14 protein-coding genes are annotated in these 18,054 nt (G+C 66.8%); 10 read left to right on the forward strand and 4 right to left on the reverse strand.

Features of this window, described 5'->3' with window-relative positions; all coding sequences use genetic code 11:
- Window positions 1–107: 107 nt before the first annotated feature.
- Together purS and purQ are read left to right on the forward strand one after the other, a co-directional pair.
- A complete protein-coding gene (purS, locus tag ACFWF1_RS21015) occupies window positions 108–344 on the forward strand; it encodes a phosphoribosylformylglycinamidine synthase subunit PurS (protein WP_150403849.1) in 237 nt (78 codons plus the stop codon).
- Window positions 341–1,018 carry a phosphoribosylformylglycinamidine synthase subunit PurQ gene (purQ, locus tag ACFWF1_RS21020; RefSeq protein WP_379282119.1) on the forward strand — a complete coding sequence of 226 codons (678 nt, stop codon included), beginning with the start codon at window positions 341–343 and terminating at the stop codon, window positions 1,016–1,018. Before purS ends, purQ begins: the two co-directional genes overlap by 4 nt.
- Before the next feature lie 77 nt (window positions 1,019–1,095).
- Here the strand turns inward: purQ and ACFWF1_RS21025 are convergent, their stop codons facing one another.
- Entirely contained in the window at window positions 1,096–2,172 is a 1,077-nt protein-coding gene (locus ACFWF1_RS21025; RefSeq protein WP_379282120.1) for a substrate-binding domain-containing protein, read from the reverse strand.
- 51 nt (window positions 2,173–2,223) lie between these two features.
- Between ACFWF1_RS21025 and ACFWF1_RS21030 the strand changes: the two genes are divergently transcribed.
- The gene (locus ACFWF1_RS21030; protein ID WP_379282121.1) at window positions 2,224–2,655 is read left to right on the forward strand and encodes a MarR family winged helix-turn-helix transcriptional regulator; all 432 of its coding nucleotides are present in this window, start codon (window positions 2,224–2,226) and stop codon (window positions 2,653–2,655) included.
- 1,910 nt (window positions 2,656–4,565) lie between these two features.
- Here the strand turns inward: ACFWF1_RS21030 and ACFWF1_RS21035 are convergent.
- On the reverse strand, window positions 4,566–5,561 hold the full coding sequence (locus ACFWF1_RS21035) for an alpha/beta hydrolase (protein ID WP_379282122.1): 996 nt from the start codon (window positions 5,559–5,561) through the stop codon (window positions 4,566–4,568).
- 430 nt (window positions 5,562–5,991) lie between these two features.
- On the opposite strand from ACFWF1_RS21035, the gene ACFWF1_RS21040 reads away from it, so the two are divergent.
- Both ACFWF1_RS21040 and ACFWF1_RS21045 read left to right on the forward strand, forming a co-directional pair.
- Window positions 5,992–6,381 (forward strand): hemophore-related protein, encoded by a 390-nt coding sequence (locus ACFWF1_RS21040; protein WP_379282123.1) that lies wholly within the window; start codon window positions 5,992–5,994, stop codon window positions 6,379–6,381.
- A gap of 177 nt (window positions 6,382–6,558) precedes the next feature.
- Window positions 6,559–7,854: a M18 family aminopeptidase gene (locus tag ACFWF1_RS21045; protein WP_379282124.1), complete on the forward strand. Its 1,296-nt coding sequence runs from the start codon at window positions 6,559–6,561 to the stop codon at window positions 7,852–7,854.
- On the opposite strand, the gene ACFWF1_RS21050 is transcribed toward ACFWF1_RS21045, so the two are convergent.
- Window positions 7,806–9,110 carry a glycosyltransferase 87 family protein gene (locus ACFWF1_RS21050; protein ID WP_379282126.1) on the reverse strand — a complete coding sequence of 435 codons (1,305 nt, stop codon included), beginning with the start codon at window positions 9,108–9,110 and terminating at the stop codon, window positions 7,806–7,808. The genes ACFWF1_RS21045 and ACFWF1_RS21050 overlap by 49 nt on opposite strands.
- Window positions 9,111–9,384: 274 nt before the next feature.
- On the opposite strand from ACFWF1_RS21050, the gene purL reads away from it, so the two are divergent.
- Window positions 9,385–11,679, forward strand: a complete 2,295-nt coding sequence (gene purL, locus ACFWF1_RS21055) for a phosphoribosylformylglycinamidine synthase subunit PurL (protein WP_379282128.1) — start codon at window positions 9,385–9,387, stop codon at window positions 11,677–11,679.
- Window positions 11,679–13,433, forward strand: coding sequence for an alpha/beta hydrolase (locus ACFWF1_RS21060; RefSeq protein WP_379282129.1), 1,755 nt, complete (start codon window positions 11,679–11,681; stop codon window positions 13,431–13,433). The genes purL and ACFWF1_RS21060 overlap by 1 nt, the downstream gene beginning before the upstream one ends.
- A 54-nt stretch (window positions 13,434–13,487) precedes the next feature.
- Here ACFWF1_RS21060 and ACFWF1_RS21065 read toward each other — a convergent pair whose 3' ends face one another.
- A complete protein-coding gene (locus ACFWF1_RS21065; protein ID WP_379282130.1) occupies window positions 13,488–13,778 on the reverse strand; it encodes a YiaA/YiaB family inner membrane protein in 291 nt (96 codons plus the stop codon).
- A gap of 194 nt (window positions 13,779–13,972) precedes the next feature.
- Between ACFWF1_RS21065 and ACFWF1_RS21070 the strand changes: the two genes are divergently transcribed.
- The 3 genes from ACFWF1_RS21070 to ACFWF1_RS21080 all read left to right on the forward strand — a co-directional run bounded on the left by ACFWF1_RS21070 (window position 13,973) and on the right by ACFWF1_RS21080 (window position 18,046).
- Entirely contained in the window at window positions 13,973–15,709 is a 1,737-nt protein-coding gene (locus tag ACFWF1_RS21070; protein WP_379282131.1) for an alpha/beta hydrolase, read from the forward strand.
- A gap of 239 nt (window positions 15,710–15,948) precedes the next feature.
- Window positions 15,949–16,335 (forward strand): CPBP family intramembrane glutamic endopeptidase, encoded by a 387-nt coding sequence (locus ACFWF1_RS21075; protein ID WP_379282132.1) that lies wholly within the window; start codon window positions 15,949–15,951, stop codon window positions 16,333–16,335.
- A gap of 241 nt (window positions 16,336–16,576) precedes the next feature.
- Window positions 16,577–18,046: a serine hydrolase domain-containing protein gene (locus ACFWF1_RS21080; protein WP_379282133.1), complete on the forward strand. Its 1,470-nt coding sequence runs from the start codon at window positions 16,577–16,579 to the stop codon at window positions 18,044–18,046.
- Window positions 18,047–18,054 lie beyond the last annotated feature (8 nt).

Here is an 18,054-nt window from a genome sequence, read left to right on the forward strand (position 1 = left end):
GAATTCGGGCATGCGATGCGAATTTTGGCCGACCCCGGGGACGGCGCGGGCAACCAGCACAACTACGCTGCTCAGGTAACCCCCCACCACCACATGAGGAGCAACGCGTGGCACGAGTCGTGGTCGAGGTGATGCCGAAGGCCGAGATCCTGGACCCCCAGGGACAGGCCATCGTCGGTGCGCTCCCGCGCCTGGGATTCGAGGGCATCTCGGATGTACGGCAGGGCAAGCGATTCGAACTCGACGTCGACGACAGTGTCGGTGACGCCGAGCTCGAGCAGATCGCGGAGGCACTGCTGTGCAACACCGTGATCGAGGAGTGGAAAGTCACCCGGCTGTCATGAGCGCCCGTATCGGAGTCATCACTTTTCCGGGGACGCTCGACGATGTCGATGCGGCCCGGGCGGTGCGCCTGGCCGGTGCCGAGGCGGTCAGTCTCTGGCACGCCGACGCCGACCTGAAGAACGTCGATGCGGTGATCGTGCCCGGCGGCTTCTCCTACGGTGACTACCTGCGCGCGGGCGCCATCGCCCGGTTCGCGCCGGTGATGGGTGCGGTCGTGCGTGCCGCGAAGACCGGTCTGCCGGTCCTCGGCATCTGCAATGGCTTCCAGGTGCTGTGCGAAGCGGGTCTGCTGCCCGGTGCGCTGACCCGCAACGAGGGACTGCACTTCATCTGCCGCGACGAGTGGCTGCGGGTGGAATCGGCGTCGACCGTGTGGACCTCGCGCTACGAGGCCGGTGCCCAGATCCTGATCCCGTTGAAGTCCGGCGAGGGTCGCTTCCAGGCCTCGGCCGCCGTGCTCGACGAGTTGGAGGGCGAGGGCCGGGTGGTCTTCCGCTACGCGGGCGACAACCCGAACGGTTCGCAGCGCGGCATCGCGGGCATCGCCTCGGCCGACGGTCGCATCGTCGGCCTGATGCCGCACCCCGAACACGCCACCGAGGCACTGACCGGCCCGAGCGACGACGGCCTCGGCCTGTTCCTCTCGGTGCTGGACACCCTGGTCTCGGCGTAATCGCATAACCACCACGAGCCGCACGCTTTTCGATCCACCGCGCCGATCAGCGCGCGGGAGTTCGAAGAGGGTGCGGCTCAGGTGATTCTGGCGACGATATCGAACCGGACGCCGTTCGCGCGGGCTATGTAGCCGTGCTGGATGGCCTGGTTGCCTTGGAAGGCACGCTGCCCGCCGGGGGTCTCCAGCAGCACGCCGTGGTCGATCGCGCCGAGCACGTCGGGCACTCGCAGCGAGCCCACCGCGTGTGCGAGCCCGGCCAGCGTGTGGATGGCCTCGTAGGTCATGTTGCTGAAACTGGTCAGCGCCGGTGCGAATTCGCCGTGCAGCTTGCGATAGCGGTCGACCCGGTCCCGCCCGTCCGGGGTGTGCTCGTCGATGAAGAAGCTCGACGCGACATAGAAGTTGTGGTTGGCGCTCGCGCCGCCTGCCAGTAACACGTTCTCGTCGGCGGCGGGGCTGATCCGCAGCTGCTCGGCGGCCCGTCCGGTCGCGGCGAACTGCCGGTTGAACCGGGACACGTCCGCGCCGACCATCAGGATCACCACGCCGTCGGCCTGGTCGAGTGCCGGATGATTCAGGAAGTCGCCGAAATCGGGTGCGCCGAGCGGGACGAATCGTTCCAGCACTACGTCGGCGGGGTCGGTCAGGCTGTTGCGGATGGCTTTGGCCGACTCCCGCGGCCAGATGTAGTCGTTGCCGATGATGGCCCAGCGGCGCACCCCGTGCTCGCGCGCGAGCCAGCGCAGGGCGGGCAGCGTCTGCCCCGCCGGGTGCTCGCCCAGCATCAGTACGCCGGGTAGCTCGTCCGGTAGGCCCTCGTGCCCGGTGGCGAATAAATAGGGCACCCGGCTGTCGGTCGCCCGGGCCACCACCCGGCGCACCGCGGAGGTGTGCCAGCCGGTGATCGCATCGACCATGCCGGTGGCCAGCAGCGCGGAAACCTCGCTGGCCACCTCGTGTGGCGGGCGCCCGCCATCGATATTCGTAGTACGAATTTCGCGCCCGAGAATTCCTGTGCCCCGGTTGATTTCGTCGACCGCAAGGGAAATCGCCGCGTCGCAGGAGGGGGCCACGATACCGCCTGGTCCCTGCATCGGGACTATGTTCAGGATCTCGATTGTGCCCTCTGGGCTCTCGCCGAACGCCGGCATTCGGTACTCTTCTTCTCGTTAGAGCGAAATTCATGGCAGGCAGGAATAACAATGACGACCATTGTAAGCGGATATTCGACGCTGCATGGTGCGCTGCGTGCCGCGGAACGCGGTTGGCTGCGTCACTTGGACGCCGCACTGTGTGCCAGGCAGCTCACACCCGACCAGTGGTCGATGTTGTCGAATCTCTCCAGTGAGACCGGCATCACCATGAGCGAGCTAGCGGCCAGGTCGCAGCTCGCCCCGTCCTCGGCGACCAGGCACGCGGACTACCTGGCCGAGCGCGGTCTGATCTTCCGGCTGGCGGCGCAGGACGACCGCAGGCGGATCCTGATCGGGCTGAGCCGGCTCGGCGCGGAGTTGGTCGCTTCCGTGCGGGCCGAGGAGGCGCGGGCGGAGCAGGAACTGCGGTCCCGGATCGGCGCGCGCCGCTACACCGAACTGATGCGTTTGCTGGAACTCGTTTCAGTGAACCCCGAGTAGCGCTAATTCAGCGGACGAATGTCCCGAAAGTCCGATCCGTGGTGATTGCCGCGATCGGCCGCCCACTCGTCAATTCTGTGTGGAATTGATCGACCGCGAACGATTCGTTTCATCCGAAGCGTAATCCTTTCTGATTCGCGTCGTTGACGCGACGACATCCGTGTGATTGCGATCCGTGCATCGCGATCGTGCTGGCCGTTCCGGTCTCCCGTTGCGTCCGGTGGCGCCCTTTGTCGGCCCCGTGGGCCGAGTTTCCACTCCTGCGCTTTTGCATATATCGCGGGACGGATGGTATGGGGATTGCCCGATGGGCTGCGTTCGATGGATTTGCTTGCGCCGGTTGAGCATTCGGCTGGTCGGTCGATCGTCCAATTTGATTAATGAGTATTGGCGTCCAATTAAATTCGCCGCCCAGATCGGGGGTGTGTCGTTGAATTTGCCGACACGCCGAGTCGGTTCGAGGTTTGTTCCTCGACAGTTGGCATGATCACCAACGCTAAGTCATCCATGGATCGACCTACTATCAGGAGGAACAATGCTGCTGCCCGTGGTTGGAAGTATGGCCGGAGCCGCTGTTGCCGCGCTGACCGTCATTCTCGGCATCATCATCGCGGTCATCTAACTTTCCAACCGACCGAGTTCGTCAAACGCCTCCGATGTGAGGCAACGTCGGCTACTTTCTGATATGTCGAGGAAGTCGACAGTCTGAAATCGGCGGTGGCGTCCGCCACCGATCGATCAAATGGTTCGACCTACTATCAGGAGGAACAATGCTGCTCCCCGTCGTTGGAAGTATGGCCGGTGCCGCTGTTGCCGCTCTGACCGTGATTCTCGGCATCATCATCGCGGTTGTCTAGTTCACTGAGCTGATCGAGATCACGAAGCCGCCTCCGCAGTGAGGCGGCCTCGGCCGATTTTCTTATCGGCCACCCATGTTCTACAGTCTTCACTCGGCAGTCGGCGTCATCGCTACTGCTCGATCAATTGATCCACCGACAAACAGGAGAAAAAATGCTGCTCCCCGGTGTTGGTAGTTTCCTCGGTGCTGCTGTCGCGGCCCTCGGCGTGATTCTGGCGATCATCATCGCCGTCGTCTAGTCAGCAGCCTTTCAGCTAGCTGAGTTCGTGAAATGCCTCCTCGGTGAGGCGAACCTCGGCTGATTCGCTGTGGTCGAGGCAGCTCGACATCTGATCAAGCTCGACCGACAAACAGGAGGAACTGTGCTTCTGCCCGGTGTTGGTAGTTTTCTGGGTGCTGCCGTTGCGGCCCTCGGCGTGATTCTCGGAATCATCGTCGCCGTCGTCTAGCTAGAAACCGTCCGGCCGGCTGAGGTCGAGATCGTGCCGGATGCTCCGCATCATCGAGCGTCCGACTGGAAGTCTCCGAGCAGGTCGAGATCATGAACGCCTCCCGAGTGAGGCTGTTCGACATTCACAAGCCACAAACTGGCAATGATGACCACTGCGCATCGCAGTGGATCAATCCATAAACAGGAGGAAGAATGCTGCTCCCCGGTGTTGGTAGTTTTCTCGGTGCTGCTGTCGCGGCCCTCGGTGTGATTCTGGCGATCATCATCGCGGTCGTCTAGTTTGCACCCGCCCGGCTGGGCCCCTGCCTAGCCGGACAGATATTCGAGATCGTGCCGGACGCACTGCAGGCGTCCGGCACGATCTCGTTTTGCGTATAGGTATGTACGAGAAACCGCACTGTATTCCTGACGTGCCTGCGTGGGTAACTCTCGATGTCGTAGCTCAGAGCACCCGGTGGGGGCTTTCCCCGCCGCGTCCCCACGGTCTTCCTTGTCCCACACGGTGACTCACGCCGGCCGAACGCAAGGAAGGACCGGGCGGCCGATGGAACTGGCCGTACCCGGTCCTCCAGGACCGTCTAGCAGCTGGTCGGTAGCGGTTTAGGCAGGCAGGCCCATGCCGTGCGCGAGCACCGGCCAGGACGCCTTCAGCTCGTCCTGCCAGTAGCCCCACGAGTGCGTGCCCGAATCGCGCAGCGCGTAGGTCGCCGGGATGCCGAGCTCGTTCAGCCTGGTCCGCAGATTCTGCGCGCAGTTGTTCGTGGCCGCCTCGATCATGCCGCCGATCAGAATCTGATTGGCGAGGCCGCTCACGCCCGGCTGGGTGTGCGGGCCGTCGAGGGTGTCATAACGGCCGGGCAGGCCATTGCCCGACGAGATGTACAGTTCCGTGCCGCGCAGCCCTTCGGCGTTGACATAGGGATCGTTGGCGAGCCAATCGGGCGATCCGGTCGGCCCCCACATGTTCTCGTGGTTGGCATTGCCGTACCCGTCGACCACGAATTTCACGAACCGGGAACCGAGCGGGTCACTGGTCTGGGCGCAACCGCTATAGGCGGCAGCCGCTTTGAAGAGACCGGGCTTGGCGATGGGCAGCGCGAGCACCGTGGTGGCCGAGGTGGAGATGCCCGCGATGGAATTCACGCCATTGGTGCCGAGTGCGGCGTCGATGATCGGCGGCAGTTCCTCGGTCAGGTAGGTCTTCCACTTGTTGCGCCCGAGTACCGGGTCATCCTTGATCCAGTCGGTGTAATAACTGAACATGCCGCCGATCGGCAGCACCAGGTTGACATTTTTGTCCGCCATGAACTCGCGGGCGTCGCTTTGCGCCTGCCACGAGGCGATGTCGATTCCGCCGCCCGCGCCGCTCAGCAGATACAGGGCCGGCCGTGGCACCGAAGTATCCGCGGGTCGCTGGATCTCGACCGGAAAAGTCTTGTCCATTGCCGCGGAATAAACCTGAAGTCGGATATTGCGATCGTCGATGGACTCGGTGCCGGTTATCCGCGAGCCATCCGGTGCGGTAACCGAGGTGGTTACCAGTTTCGCGTCGGCGGCCGGATCGGCCGTGGCCGTCGATAACCCCAATGTTGTCATAGCGCAGGCGATCAGTCCGGACGCCGCGATGGTGGCTACGGAACGTGATCTGCGGGAGTTGTGCGCTTCTGCGTTTACGCTCCAATTCATAGGACAAGCTTTTAGCACGTCGCTCGCACCGTTCGTGCGGCGACACGATGTAATGTCCGAATTACGTAGAATGGCTTACGAACTGGTCAGTTGACATTCGGCGGTATCGGTTGCCGCCATGCGGCGCAACGATGTTCGACGCGCCAACGCCTCCGGAAGGGTCCGTACGGAAATATTCGGCGCGATCCGCCCATGTCCGATAGGCAAAGCACGCTCGGCAAATGCGGCGTAAACGTGCGCTGACCGGACTCGGTAGGTGGTCTGTCCAATTCCTTGGGTACCATCACCGCCGGGGTATTCAGCCCCGAACATCCGATCGAGCTCTCCGAAGGGTGAATTCATGAAGATGCTCAACCCGCGTTACGCCTTCGCCACTCTCGCCATCAGCGGGATCGCCGCAGGTGCTTCGTTGTTCGGAACGGGAATTGCGTCCGCGGATATGATCGGCGATCTGTCGCCGCTGCTCACCTCGCAGTGCTCCTTCACGCAAATTGACGGCGCGATCCACACGGAACTGCCGGAGATGGCCGCACGTCTGGATGCCTCGCCGATGCAGAAGGGCATGCTGAAGATGGCCTACGAGGTCGCGCCGGAAATGCGGGCGAACACGCTGCAGCAGCTGGTCGGCCAGAAGGTGACCAACGGTCTGGACCAGGCGCTGGGCGAGAGCCCGGACCTCGGCGCCAAGATGAGCCGGGTCGGCACGACCTGCGACTCGTACGCCAAGTAGTTCGGCTCCACCAGTAGTACCGAGCAGCCGCAGGATGACTTAGCACAGGATGACTTAGCGGATGACTTAGCAGGTAGTAGGTGGGCAGGTCGGCGTTCGCGCCTGGCGGGAACGCCACCGGCCCTGCCCTGATCAGCACCTTCCGTGCACAAGATCACCGGACCCTAGGATCGCAGCATGCCCGTTTCCACCACTGCTGCCACGGCCACCGGGTTGTGTGCGTTCATCGATGAGTCGCCCTCGCCCTTCCACGTCTGCCGGACGCTGGCGGCCGAGCTGGACGCGAACGGTTTCACCCGCCTCGACGAATCGGCGCCGTGGCCCTCGGACGGCCCGAGCAAGCATTACGTGGTGCGCGGCGGCTCGTTGATCGCGTGGGCGACGGCCGACGCCGCGGGCGTGACACCGTTCCGGGTGGTCGGCGCGCACACCGACAGCCCGAACCTGCGCGTCAAACAGCATCCCGATCTGGCGTCGGCCGGCTGGCAGCTGGTCGGCCTCGAGCCCTACGGCGGCGCGTGGCTCAATTCCTGGCTCGACCGCGAGCTCGGCATCTCCGGGCGGCTCACCGTGCGTGCCGGAGACACCGTGCGCGAGCAGTTGATTCGCATCGATGAGCCGATTTTGCGCGTGCCGCAGCTGGCCATTCACCTGTCCGATGACCGCAAGGGCGTCACGCTGGATCCGCAGCGGCACGTCAACGCGGTGTGGGGCGTCGGCCGCGAGCCGCGTTCATTCCTGGCCTTCGTCGCCGAGCAGGCGGACCTCGACCCGGCCACGCTGCTCGGCTGGGAACTGATGACGCACGACCTGGCGCCGAGCCGAATCGTCGGCCGCGACCAGGATCTGGTCAGCGCACCCCGGCTGGACAACCAGGGCACCTGCTACGCGGGCCTGCAGGCCTTCCTCGCCGCGGTCGAAGCGCCGGGCGCGGCCATTCCCGTGTTCGCCACGTTCGACCACGAGGAGGTCGGCAGCCAGTCCGATCGCGGCGCCCAGTCCGATCTGCTGCCGACGGTGCTGGAACGGATCGTGCTGTCGCGCGGCGGCGATCGATCCGAATTCTTTGCCGCCCTGGCCGCTTCGGTGTGCGCCTCCGGCGACATGGCGCATGCGACGCACCCCAACTACCCCGAGCGGCACGAGCCCGCACACCGGATCCAGGTGAACGGCGGACCGGTTCTCAAGGTCAACCAGAACCTGCGTTACGCGACCGACGCCGTCGGGGCGGGCGCGTTCGCGCTGGCGTGCGCGCAGGCGGGAGTTCCGTTGCAGCGCTACGTGCATCGCGCCGATCTGCCGTGTGGCTCCACCATCGGCCCGATGACGGCCGCGGGCACCGGCATGACGACGGTCGACGTGGGCGCGGCCCAGCTGGCCATGCATTCGGCGCGCGAAATCATGGGCGCCGCCGATGTTCCGGCTTACGCGGCGGCGCTTGCCGCTTTCCTGACGCCTGCCGTCACGGGGTGATAGGTCGCCACCGCGACGACGAACACCGCGAGGGTGGCGAGCACGTAACTGCTGCCGATGAGCTGCTGCCACCAGGCCCAGCCGAGCTCCTTGTCCTCGGAGTGCGGCAGCAGCCACTGCGGTCCGATGATGAACATGACGGTGAGCGCGCCGACGGAGCCCAGGAACAGCGGGCTGCGTCGGCCGCGCACGATCGCGTCCGCGGTCACCACCAGCGCGGGTGCGATCCACACCCAGTGGTGTGACCAGGAGATCGGCGAAACCAGCAGCACCACCGCGGCATTCACCAGCAGCGCGGCCACGTTCGCGCTCGCGTCGATCAGCCGGTGCATCCAGACGGCGGCCAGTGCGACCGCCACCAGCGACAATGCGATCCAGAGCAGCGTGGCCAGCGAGTCCGAGACGCCGAGCCGGAACACCATGCCCTTGATCGACTGATTGCCCGCGAAGTACGGCGGCCCGATCCGGCCGGTGTCGGCGAGCGTGTGGAACCAGTACTCGGCCGAATCGCTCGGGAACAGCAGGAAACCCAGGCCGATCGCCCCGACCGCGGAGACGACCAGCGTGCCCGCCGCCTTCCAGTCCTTGCGCAGCAGGAAGTACAGCAGGTATCCGCCGGGAATCAGCTTCACCGACACCGCGATGCCGATCAGCATGCCGCGCGGCCAGAAAGGCTTGCGCACCAGGCAGTCCAGCGTGATCGCGGCCATCAGGACCAGGTTGATCTGGCCGAAGCCGAAGGTCTGGCGCAGCGGTTCGAAGGTCTGCAGCAGGGCGACCGCGCCGATGACGATCGTCGCGGTGGTGACCCGGGGCAGCTCGGGCCGGATCCGCGCGAGCACCACCCACAGCGTGGCGCCGAGGCTGGCCAGCGAGGTCACCACGACCAGCACCTCGGCCACCGGCAACGAGATCAGCGCGAGCGGCGCGAAGAACAGCGCGGCGAGCGGGGGATAGGTGAACGGCAACCCGATTCCGGCGACCGGCGGCATCGGCCCGTAGAGCTCGCCGTCGTCGAGCCAGACCCGGGCGCCGTTGCGGTACACCTGCAGATCGATGTAGCCGGACCACCAGTGCACCAGTAGCGACAGCGCCGCGGACGCGGCGAACAGGCCGATCGCGGCCAGCAGCCAGCGCCACTGCTCGCGCGACAACGGCACCCGCGCGGGGCTGGTCGGCTCGGCGGACGCACCGGCGTTCAGGTTCTTCGAGGCAACCGGCTCAGCGGAATCCGCAACCCCCGATCGTTCGTTCACGGGCACAGAGTATCTGTGACCGGTGGTGTGACCCCCGTCGGCGCGCGCGGTCCCGGTTGCGGCGAGTGACCTGGCGCACAGGAAAACGGCGAACCGGGCGTGAGGCCGATGCGCCACGCTGCCCACCGAAGGTCACGGCTAAACTCCGAGGCGAATCCCCAGCTTCGCGCTCCCGGCCCGAAAGGACCCCTGACATGGTCGGGTCAAGCGCGGAGGCGGTAGCGCAGCGTAACCACGCAGCGCGCCCGATCATGTCGAAAGGACGCTGTATCCCGTGACTTCGCAGGTCGACACCGTCAGCGCAGCCGCAGCAACTCCCGACGTGCCGCAACCCTATAAAGAGCTGGGTCTGAAGGACGACGAGTACGCCCGCATCAAGGAAATTCTCGGCCGCCGGCCGACCGACGCCGAACTGGCGATGTACTCGGTGATGTGGAGCGAGCACTGCTCCTACAAGTCGTCGAAGGTGCACCTGCGCTACTTCGGCCAGACCACGACCGACGAGATGCGGGCCTCGATGCTCGCGGGCATCGGTGAGAACGCGGGCGTCGTCGACATCGGCGACGGCTGGGCGGTCACCTTCAAGGTGGAAAGCCACAACCACCCGTCCTATGTCGAGCCGTATCAGGGCGCGGCGACCGGCGTCGGCGGCATCGTGCGCGACATCATGGCGATGGGCGCCCGGCCGATCGCGGTGATGGACCAGCTGCGCTTCGGCGCGGCGGACGCGGCCGATACCCGGCGCGTGGTCGACGGTGTGGTGCGCGGCGTCGGCGGTTACGGCAACTCGCTCGGCCTGCCGAATATCGGCGGTGAGACCGTGTTCGACCCGTCCTACCAGGGCAATCCGCTGGTGAACGCGCTGTGCGCGGGCGTGATGCGGGTCGAGGACCTGCACCTGGCCTTCGCCTCCGGTACCGGTAACAAGATCATTCTGTTCGGCGCGCGCACCGGCCTCGACGGCATCGGCGGCGTCTCCGTGCTGGCCTCGGACACCTTCTCGGGTGACGAGTCGGGCACCGGCCGCAAGAAGCTGCCCAGCGTGCAGGTGGGCGACCCGTTCACCGAGAAGGTGCTCATCGAGTGCTGTCTCGAGCTGTACGCGGCCAAGCTGGTGGTCGGCATCCAGGACCTCGGCGGCGCCGGGTTGTCCTGTGCCACTTCCGAACTCGCGGCGGCCGGGGACGGTGGCATGCACATCGACCTGGAACAGGTGCCGATGCGCGCGACCGGCATGTCGCCGGCCGAGGTGCTCTCCAGCGAATCGCAGGAGCGCATGTGCGCGGTGGTCACCCCGGAGAACGTGGACGCGTTCATGGCGGTGTGCCGCAAGTGGGACACCCTCGCCACGGTGATCGGCGAGGTCACCGACGGTGACCGGCTGGTCATCACCTGGCACGGCGAGACCGTGGTCGACGTGCCGCCGCGCACCGTCGCGCACGAGGGCCCGGTGTACGAGCGCCCGGTGCGGCGGCCGGACGAGCAGGACGCGCTGATCGCGGACAGCACCGACAAGCTGACCCGCCCGAAGACCGGCGACGAACTGCGCGCGACGTTGCTGCGGATGCTGGCCAGCCCGCAGCTGTGCAGCCGCAAGTGGATCACCGAGCAGTACGACCGCTACGTGCGCGGCAACACCGTGCTCGCCGAACACGCCGACGCGGGCGTCATCCGGATCGATGAGGAGACCGGCCTCGGCATCGCGCTGGCCACCGACGCGTCCGGCCGCTACACCAAGCTGGACCCGTACACCGGCGCGCAGCTCGCGCTGGCCGAGGCCTACCGCAATGTCGCCACCACCGGCGCCACCCCGAAGGCCGTCACCAACTGCCTCAACTTCGGCTCACCCGAGGATCCCGGCGTGATGTGGCAGTTCCAGCAGGCCGTCCGCGGCCTCGCGGACGGCTGTGTGGCCCTTGGCATTCCGGTCACCGGCGGCAACGTCAGCTTCTACAACCAGACCGGGCAGACCGCGATCCTGCCGACCCCGGTGGTCGGCGTGCTCGGCGTCATCGACGACGTGCACCGGCGCATCCCGACCGGGCTGGGCCTGGAGCCGGGCGAGACGCTGATCCTGCTCGGCGACACCCGCGACGAGTTCGGCGGCTCCATCTGGTCCCAGGTCGTGCACGATCACCTCGGTGGCGTGCCGCCGGTGGTCGACTTCGCGCGCGAGCAGCTGCTCGCCGAGGTGCTCACCGCGGGTTCGCGCGACGGCATGATCAGTGCCGCGCACGATCTTTCGGAGGGCGGGCTGATCCAGACCGTCGTCGAGGCCGCGCTGGCCGGCGAAACCGGTTGCCGCGTGCTGCTTCCCGAGGATGCCGACCCGTTCGTCACGCTGTTCTCCGAGTCCGCCGGTCGCGTGCTCGTCGCGGTGCCGCGCTCGGAGGAGACCCGGTTCACCAAGATGTGCACCGCCCGCGGCCTGCCGTGGACGCGCATCGGCGTGGTCGACCAGGGCACCGATTCCGTTGAGGTACAAGGGCAGTTCTCCGTCCCCATGGACGAGCTGCGTGCCGCGCACGAGGGCACGCTGCCGAAGTTGTTCGGGGCAAGCGCAGTCTGATGACGCCTGAGGCTGAAGCGGTCTCACTGCGTCTGGCCGGTGGTGCCGGCGACATCGTCGGCACCGTCGAGCGTTTCTTCCGCCCGAACTATGTCGGGCTGGTCGTTGCCACGCTGTTCTTCTCGTTGTCGCTGACTCCGTCGCTGTTGCCGCGGGATTGGCTGTTCGAGGGACTCATCGGCGGGGTGAACGCGGCCATCGGGTACGGCGTCGGCTGCCTGCTGGAGTGGGCGTTCCGGAGCTGGGTCCGGCCGCGGCTACCTGCTTCCGTGACAAAGGTTTTCGCTGATCTGCCCACGTGGGTTCCGGGTGTGGTCAAGGCGGTCGTGGTGGTCGCCTGCGTGGTCGTCGCGATCGTGATGTTGATCCAGTCGGCACGCTGGCAGCGCGAGATCACCGAGTTGATGAACATGAAGGACACCACGACCACCGGGTTCCTGCGCACCGGTGCGCTCAGCGCCGCGGTGATCGCGCTGGTGATCGGGGTGTTCCGCGCCGTGCGCTGGCTGGTGCGCTGGGTGGCGGGCGAGCTGACCGAGTGGGTGCACATCCCGCGAAAGTTCGCGCTGCCCATCGGTTTTCTGATCGTCACCATCCTCGCGGTCACGCTGTTCAACGGCGTGCTGGCCAAAGGCTTTTTCGCGGTGGCGAATTCGGCGTTCAGCGTGCGCAACAGCCACACCTCGCCCAATGCCATCCAGCCGCAGCTGGCGGAACGCTCCGGCAGCCCGAACTCGCTGGCCAAGTGGGAGACGCTCGGCTCGGAGGGCCGCTGGTTCGTCTCCTATGTGCCGACCGCCGACGATATCGCCAGGGTCACCGGCAAACCCGCGCGCGAGCCCATCCGCGTGTACACCGGTTTGCAATCGGCGGACGGCCCGGAGGCCCAGGCCGAACTGGCCGCCGCCGAGCTCGAACGCACCGGCGCCTTCGAGCGCAAAGCCCTGGTCGTGGTGACCACGACGGGCACCGGCTGGGTCGACTCGACCAGCGCCGAATCCGTCGAGATGATGTACGGCGGCGACACCGCGATCGTCGCCACCCAGTACTCGTATCTGCCCAGCGTGCTGTCGTTCCTCTCGGACAAGGCGAAGGCGACGCGGATGGGAAAGCTGGTGTTCGACAAGGTGTATGAGCACTGGTCCGCGCGTCCGGCGCAGTCGCGGCCGAAGCTGCTCGTCTATGGCGAGAGCCTCGGCTCGCAAGGCTCGGAGGGCGCGTTCAACGGCCTGACCGACCTGCGCACCAAGGCCGACGGGGTGCTGTGGGTCGGGCCGCCCAACTCGAACCGGCTGTGGGGCGAATTCGTCGCGCGCCGCGATCCCGGCTCGCCCGAGGTGCTGCCGACCTACGCCGATGGTCTGGTGGTGCGGTTCGCCGACGGCCGCGGCGACCTGTGGCAGCCGTCGGGCGCCTGGCTCACCCCGCGCATCGCCTACCTGCAGCACGCGTCCGATCCGGTGGTCTGGTGGTCGCCGGATCTGCTGTTCACCGAACCGGATTGGCTACGCGAGCCGCGCGGATCGGACGTGTCGCCGACCATGGCGTGGTATCCGATCGTCACGTTCTGGCAGGTCGCCGCGGATCTGCCCAATGCGCAGGGCGTCACCGACGGGCACGGCCACCGCTACGGCACGCTGGTGCTCGATGCGTGGGCCGCGCTGGCCGAACCGCCGGACTGGTCGGCGGATCTGTCGGATCGGATCCGAAACTACTTGGAGGCGTCCGCGGTTCGGGAGCGTTCTCTCAAGTAGGACGCGGACCTGGGCGGACCAGGACCCCTCGTGTGCGAGGCCCGCCCAGGTGCGTCAGGACACGGTGTTGAACGGATCGTGCTCTGCGAGCAGCTTTTCCAACCGTGCCTGATCGATGCGACCGTGTACGGTCGCGGCCTCGTACTGGTCACGCACCACCTTCGCCAGGGTGAAGGTGCTGGTCACCAGGAACAGCAGGGACATCGCGAGGAAGCCGCGCTGCCACATGTCCAGGGGGAGATAGCAGATGCCGACGCCGACCCCGAAGAAGCTGATGCCGAACGCGATCGCGGCCTGCGCGATGAAGGCCGAAGTGGTTTTCGACTGGGCGTTGGGAGTGCTCATGGGTAAGAATTTTGCCGACACGCGCACGCGCACAACCGTGTACAACTACTCGAGTGGTCTGCGTAGTTGCCGGTCACAGCCCGATTCGCGCGGCCCGGCCGCATCCCGTGTTGCCGACTGTGATCTGCGTCGATGTGGCGCGTGGCGGCCCGGGCTACGGCCCGCAGGCCCTACCGGCCCGCCATACTGTTCGGGTGCTCGAGTCCGCCTCCACCCTGACGAAGCTGCGTGCGCGCGGCGTCGTCATCGTGCGGCGCGCGGAGGACATCATCGATCTGAACTATGTGGGACTGGTCTTCGCGACCGTGTTCTTCGCGCTGTCGGTGACGCCGTCACTGCTGCCACGTGACTGGCTGTTCCAGGGCCTGATCAGCGGGATCAACGCCGCGCTCGGTTACGGTGTCGGCTGTGTGCTGGAGTGGTTGTTCCGGCTGTGGGTGCGCCCGCGGCTGACCAAGATTCCGCCGCCGCCCACCTGGGTGCGCTACGCGGTGAAGTCCGCGATCCTGATCACCGCGGCGCTCGGTGCGGCGCTGATGCTGGTCCAGTCGGCGCGCTGGCAGCGGGAGATCACCGCGCTGATGGGTATGGAGGGCACCACGACGCCCGCCTACCTGCGCACCGGACTGCTGAGTTTGTCCGTCGGCATGGCGGTGGTCGCGGTGTACCGGACGGTGCGCGAGATCATCCGGTTCCTGGCCCGCGTGCTCAACAAATGGGTGCGGGTACCGCGCGAATTGGCGCCCGCCGCAGGGTTCCTGGTGCTGGTCGTGCTGGCCGTGACCATCTTCAACGGTGTCGCCTCGCGGGCCTTCTTCGCCGTCGCGAACTCGGCGTTCAGCGTGCGCAACGACCACACCTCGGCGAACGCGATCCCGCCGGTGCAGCCGGAACGCTCCGGCAGCCCGGCCTCGCTGGCCAAGTGGGAGACCCTCGGCTACGAGGGGCGCTGGTTCGTGTCGCACGGGCCGACCGCGAGCAAGATCGGCGAGGTGACCGGCAAGCAGGCCCGCGAGCCGATCCGCGCCTACGTGGGGCTGGAATCGGCTGCGGCCGAGCAGGATCCGGCGGAACTGGCCGCCGCGGAGCTGGAGCGCACTGGCGCCTTCGACCGGAAGGTGCTGGTGGTGGTGACCACCACCGGGACCGGCTGGGTGAACGGCATGGCCGCCGCTGCGCTCGAGTACATGTACGGCGGCGACAGCGCGATCGTCGCCTCGCAGTATTCGTATCTGCCCAGCGTGCTGTCGTTCCTCGCGGACCGCGGTAAGGCGACGACCGCGGGCCGGGCCATGTTCGACGCGGTCTACCGGCACTGGAGCGCGCGGCCGGCCGGGCAGCGGCCGAAGCTGCTGGTGTACGGGGAGAGTCTGGGCTCGCAGGGTTCCGAGGCCGCCTTCGACGGGCTGGCCGACCTGCGGACCAAGGTGGACGGCGCGCTGTGGGTCGGGCCGCCGAACTCGAATCGACTATGGGAACAGTTCGTTTCGCGGCGCGATCCCGGCTCGCGGGAGATCGAGCCGGTGTACGCCGACGGTCTGGTCGTGCGATTCGCCTCGGACAGTGCCGATCTCGCGCGCCCGTCCACCGAGTGGCGGCCGCCGCGGATCGCCTATCTGCAGCACGCGTCCGACCCGATCGTCTGGTGGTCGACGGATCTCATTTTCTCGCAACCGGATTGGCTGTCCGAGCCGCGCGGCGCGGATGTGTCCTCGCAGATGCGCTGGTGGCCGTTCGTCACCTTCTGGCAGGTCGCCGCCGACCTCACCAACGCGCAGGGCGTCACTGATGGACATGGGCACCGCTACGGGAGTCTCGTGCTCGACGGGTGGGCGGCCATCGCCGCGCCGCCGGATTGGAGCGCGGAGATGTCGGACCGGATCAGGGCCGAGATCGAGGCCGCCGAGGATTTCGAGCGGAAGACGAAATGAGTAGGGTCCCGGAAACCGTTGCCGCCATTGGTATTCCATTGGCTTGGGGTAACTTGGTGTTGCCGGGGCTCGGGCTCGGTGTTCGCGGCAGGACTGCCGCCAATGCGGGATTTGCCACTGCTTACGCCGTAGCTTTCCATGGAGTGCCGAATTGGCGCTCTGCAAAGGGATTTCGGTACGGCGCTGTCTCGGCCTCGCTCGTTGCCGCCGGTTATGGTGTGGCCCTGGCTATTCCGTCGGTGCGCAAGAGGTTGCACGAGCTCGACGATCGCGGTCCTGGGGTAGCTACGGCCGAATGGGTCGCGGTGCATATCCCGATCGGCACCGTCTACAGCGAAGAGATGATCTTCCGCGCCACCCTGGACCCGTTGCTGGACAACATGTTCGGCTCCCGCATCGGATCGGCGCTCGGCGCACTGACCTTCGGCCTCTGGCACATCCACCCGGCTCGCGCCGCGGGCGACAGTGTCCCGGTTGCGATCGCCGCCACGGCCGCGGGCGGCGTCGCACTCGGCCGGCTGCGCCGTCGCACCGGAAGTGTCACGGCCCCGGCCCTGCTCCACTTGGCCGTCAATGTGGGTGGCGCTCTCGCGCCTCGGGTCGCCCGGCTCGTCGGGACTGCCTGAAGGCAGACCGGGCTCGGTCCGGCCCCGGTGTCATTCCGTGCCGTCCGCACAGACCTGCGGTAGTCCAATTTTCGCGTAGCAACGTATCCAGCTTCGTCGGTACCGCGCGCTGAAAGCGCATCCCATCAGGCAAAACAGGTAAGTACGCCATGCACACTTGCGCACAGCGTTCCGTTGTGCGTACAGTGTTCGCAACAGGAGAACGGCGTTCGCGCCGAGAGATCGAGATCGGGAGAAGACCATGTCGAACAACGTGAGCTGGAGCGCCAAGGGTGACTGGAAGGTGCAGGGCCAGTGGGGCAGCGCCGACTCGGCCGGGCGGAAATTCTCGCCCGCGCACTGGCAGCAGCGGCTCGACGAACTCCGCGCCGCCCACCACGTGCCGGGCGCGTCGCTGGCGATCCTGGTCGACGGCAAGGTCTACGAGATCGCCAGCGGTGTACTGCATCGCGGCACCGGCGTTCCGGTCACCACCGACTCGGTGTTCCTGTGCGGCTCGATCGCCAAGGTCTACACCGCGACGATGATCATGCGGCTGGTCGACCAGGGCAAGCTCGACCTCGACGCGCCCGTCGTCGACGTGCTGCCCGAGTTCGCGACGCCGGACGAGGAAGCCACCAAGGTGATCACGATCCGCCAGCTGCTCAGCCACACCGGCGGCGTGACCAACGACTTCAACTTCGACGGCGGCCGCGGCGACGACTGCCTGGCCGAATATGTCCGCGCCGCACGGGAAGTCGCGCTGGACTGCAAACCGGGCACGGCGATGTCCTACGGCGGCCTCGGCTACATCGTGCTCGGCCGCGTGATCGAGGTGCTGACCGGCACCACCTGGGACCAGGCCGTGCAGGACCTGCTGGCCACCCCGCTCGGCCTCGACCAGCTGGTGACGCTGCCCGAGCAGGCGCTGAAGTTCCGCACCGCGATGAGCCACCTCGGCGAGCCGGGACAGTACCCGGATCCGGCACCGGAGTGGGACATCATGCCGCGCTCGGTCGCGCCCGCCGCGCGGGTCATCACGACGGCCGGTGACATGGTGCGGTTCGCCCGGATGCACCTCGAGGCCGGCCGCGCCGCCGACGGAACCGCGGTCCTTTCGCCGGAAACCGTTGCGGCGATGCAGCATCGGGAGATCGACGTGCCGGACAAGTGGAGCGTCAGCGCGGACGGCTGGGGCCTGGGCTGGACCACCTACGACTGGAACGGCATCAAGGGCTTCGGTCACGACGGTGCCGCGATCGGCCAGTACGCCTACCTGCGGGCGGTTCCCGAGGCCGGGGTCGCCGTCGCGCTGCTCACCAATGGTGGTGGCGCGCGCCAGCTTTACGCGGCGCTGTTCCGTGAGTTGCTCGCCGAGCTGGCCGGCGTGCAGATGCCGGAGGCGTTCGCTCCCGCCGAACCGCCGGTCCAGGTGGCCATCGATCCGTTCGTCGGCACCTACCGCCGCGCGGGCGTCGTGATCACGGTCAGCAAGCACGACGACGGCTCGGCCCACATGCTGTACGAATTCGTCGACGACATGAAGGACATGTCCCCGCCGCTGAGCATGGACCTGACCCCGGTCTCGGCGACCGTCTTCGCCGCCTCCGGCGCCGGCCCCTCCTTCAGCGAGGACTACATGCCCGTCGTGTTCGCCACCCTCGCCGACGGCACCGAAGCCTGCTACGTAGGTATGCGCGCCACGCCGAAGGACGCCGCACCCGCCAACTGATCCACGAA

Source organism: Nocardia sp. NPDC060255, assembly GCF_042727395.1.
In the GTDB taxonomy this organism is placed as follows: domain Bacteria; phylum Actinomycetota; class Actinomycetes; order Mycobacteriales; family Mycobacteriaceae; genus Nocardia.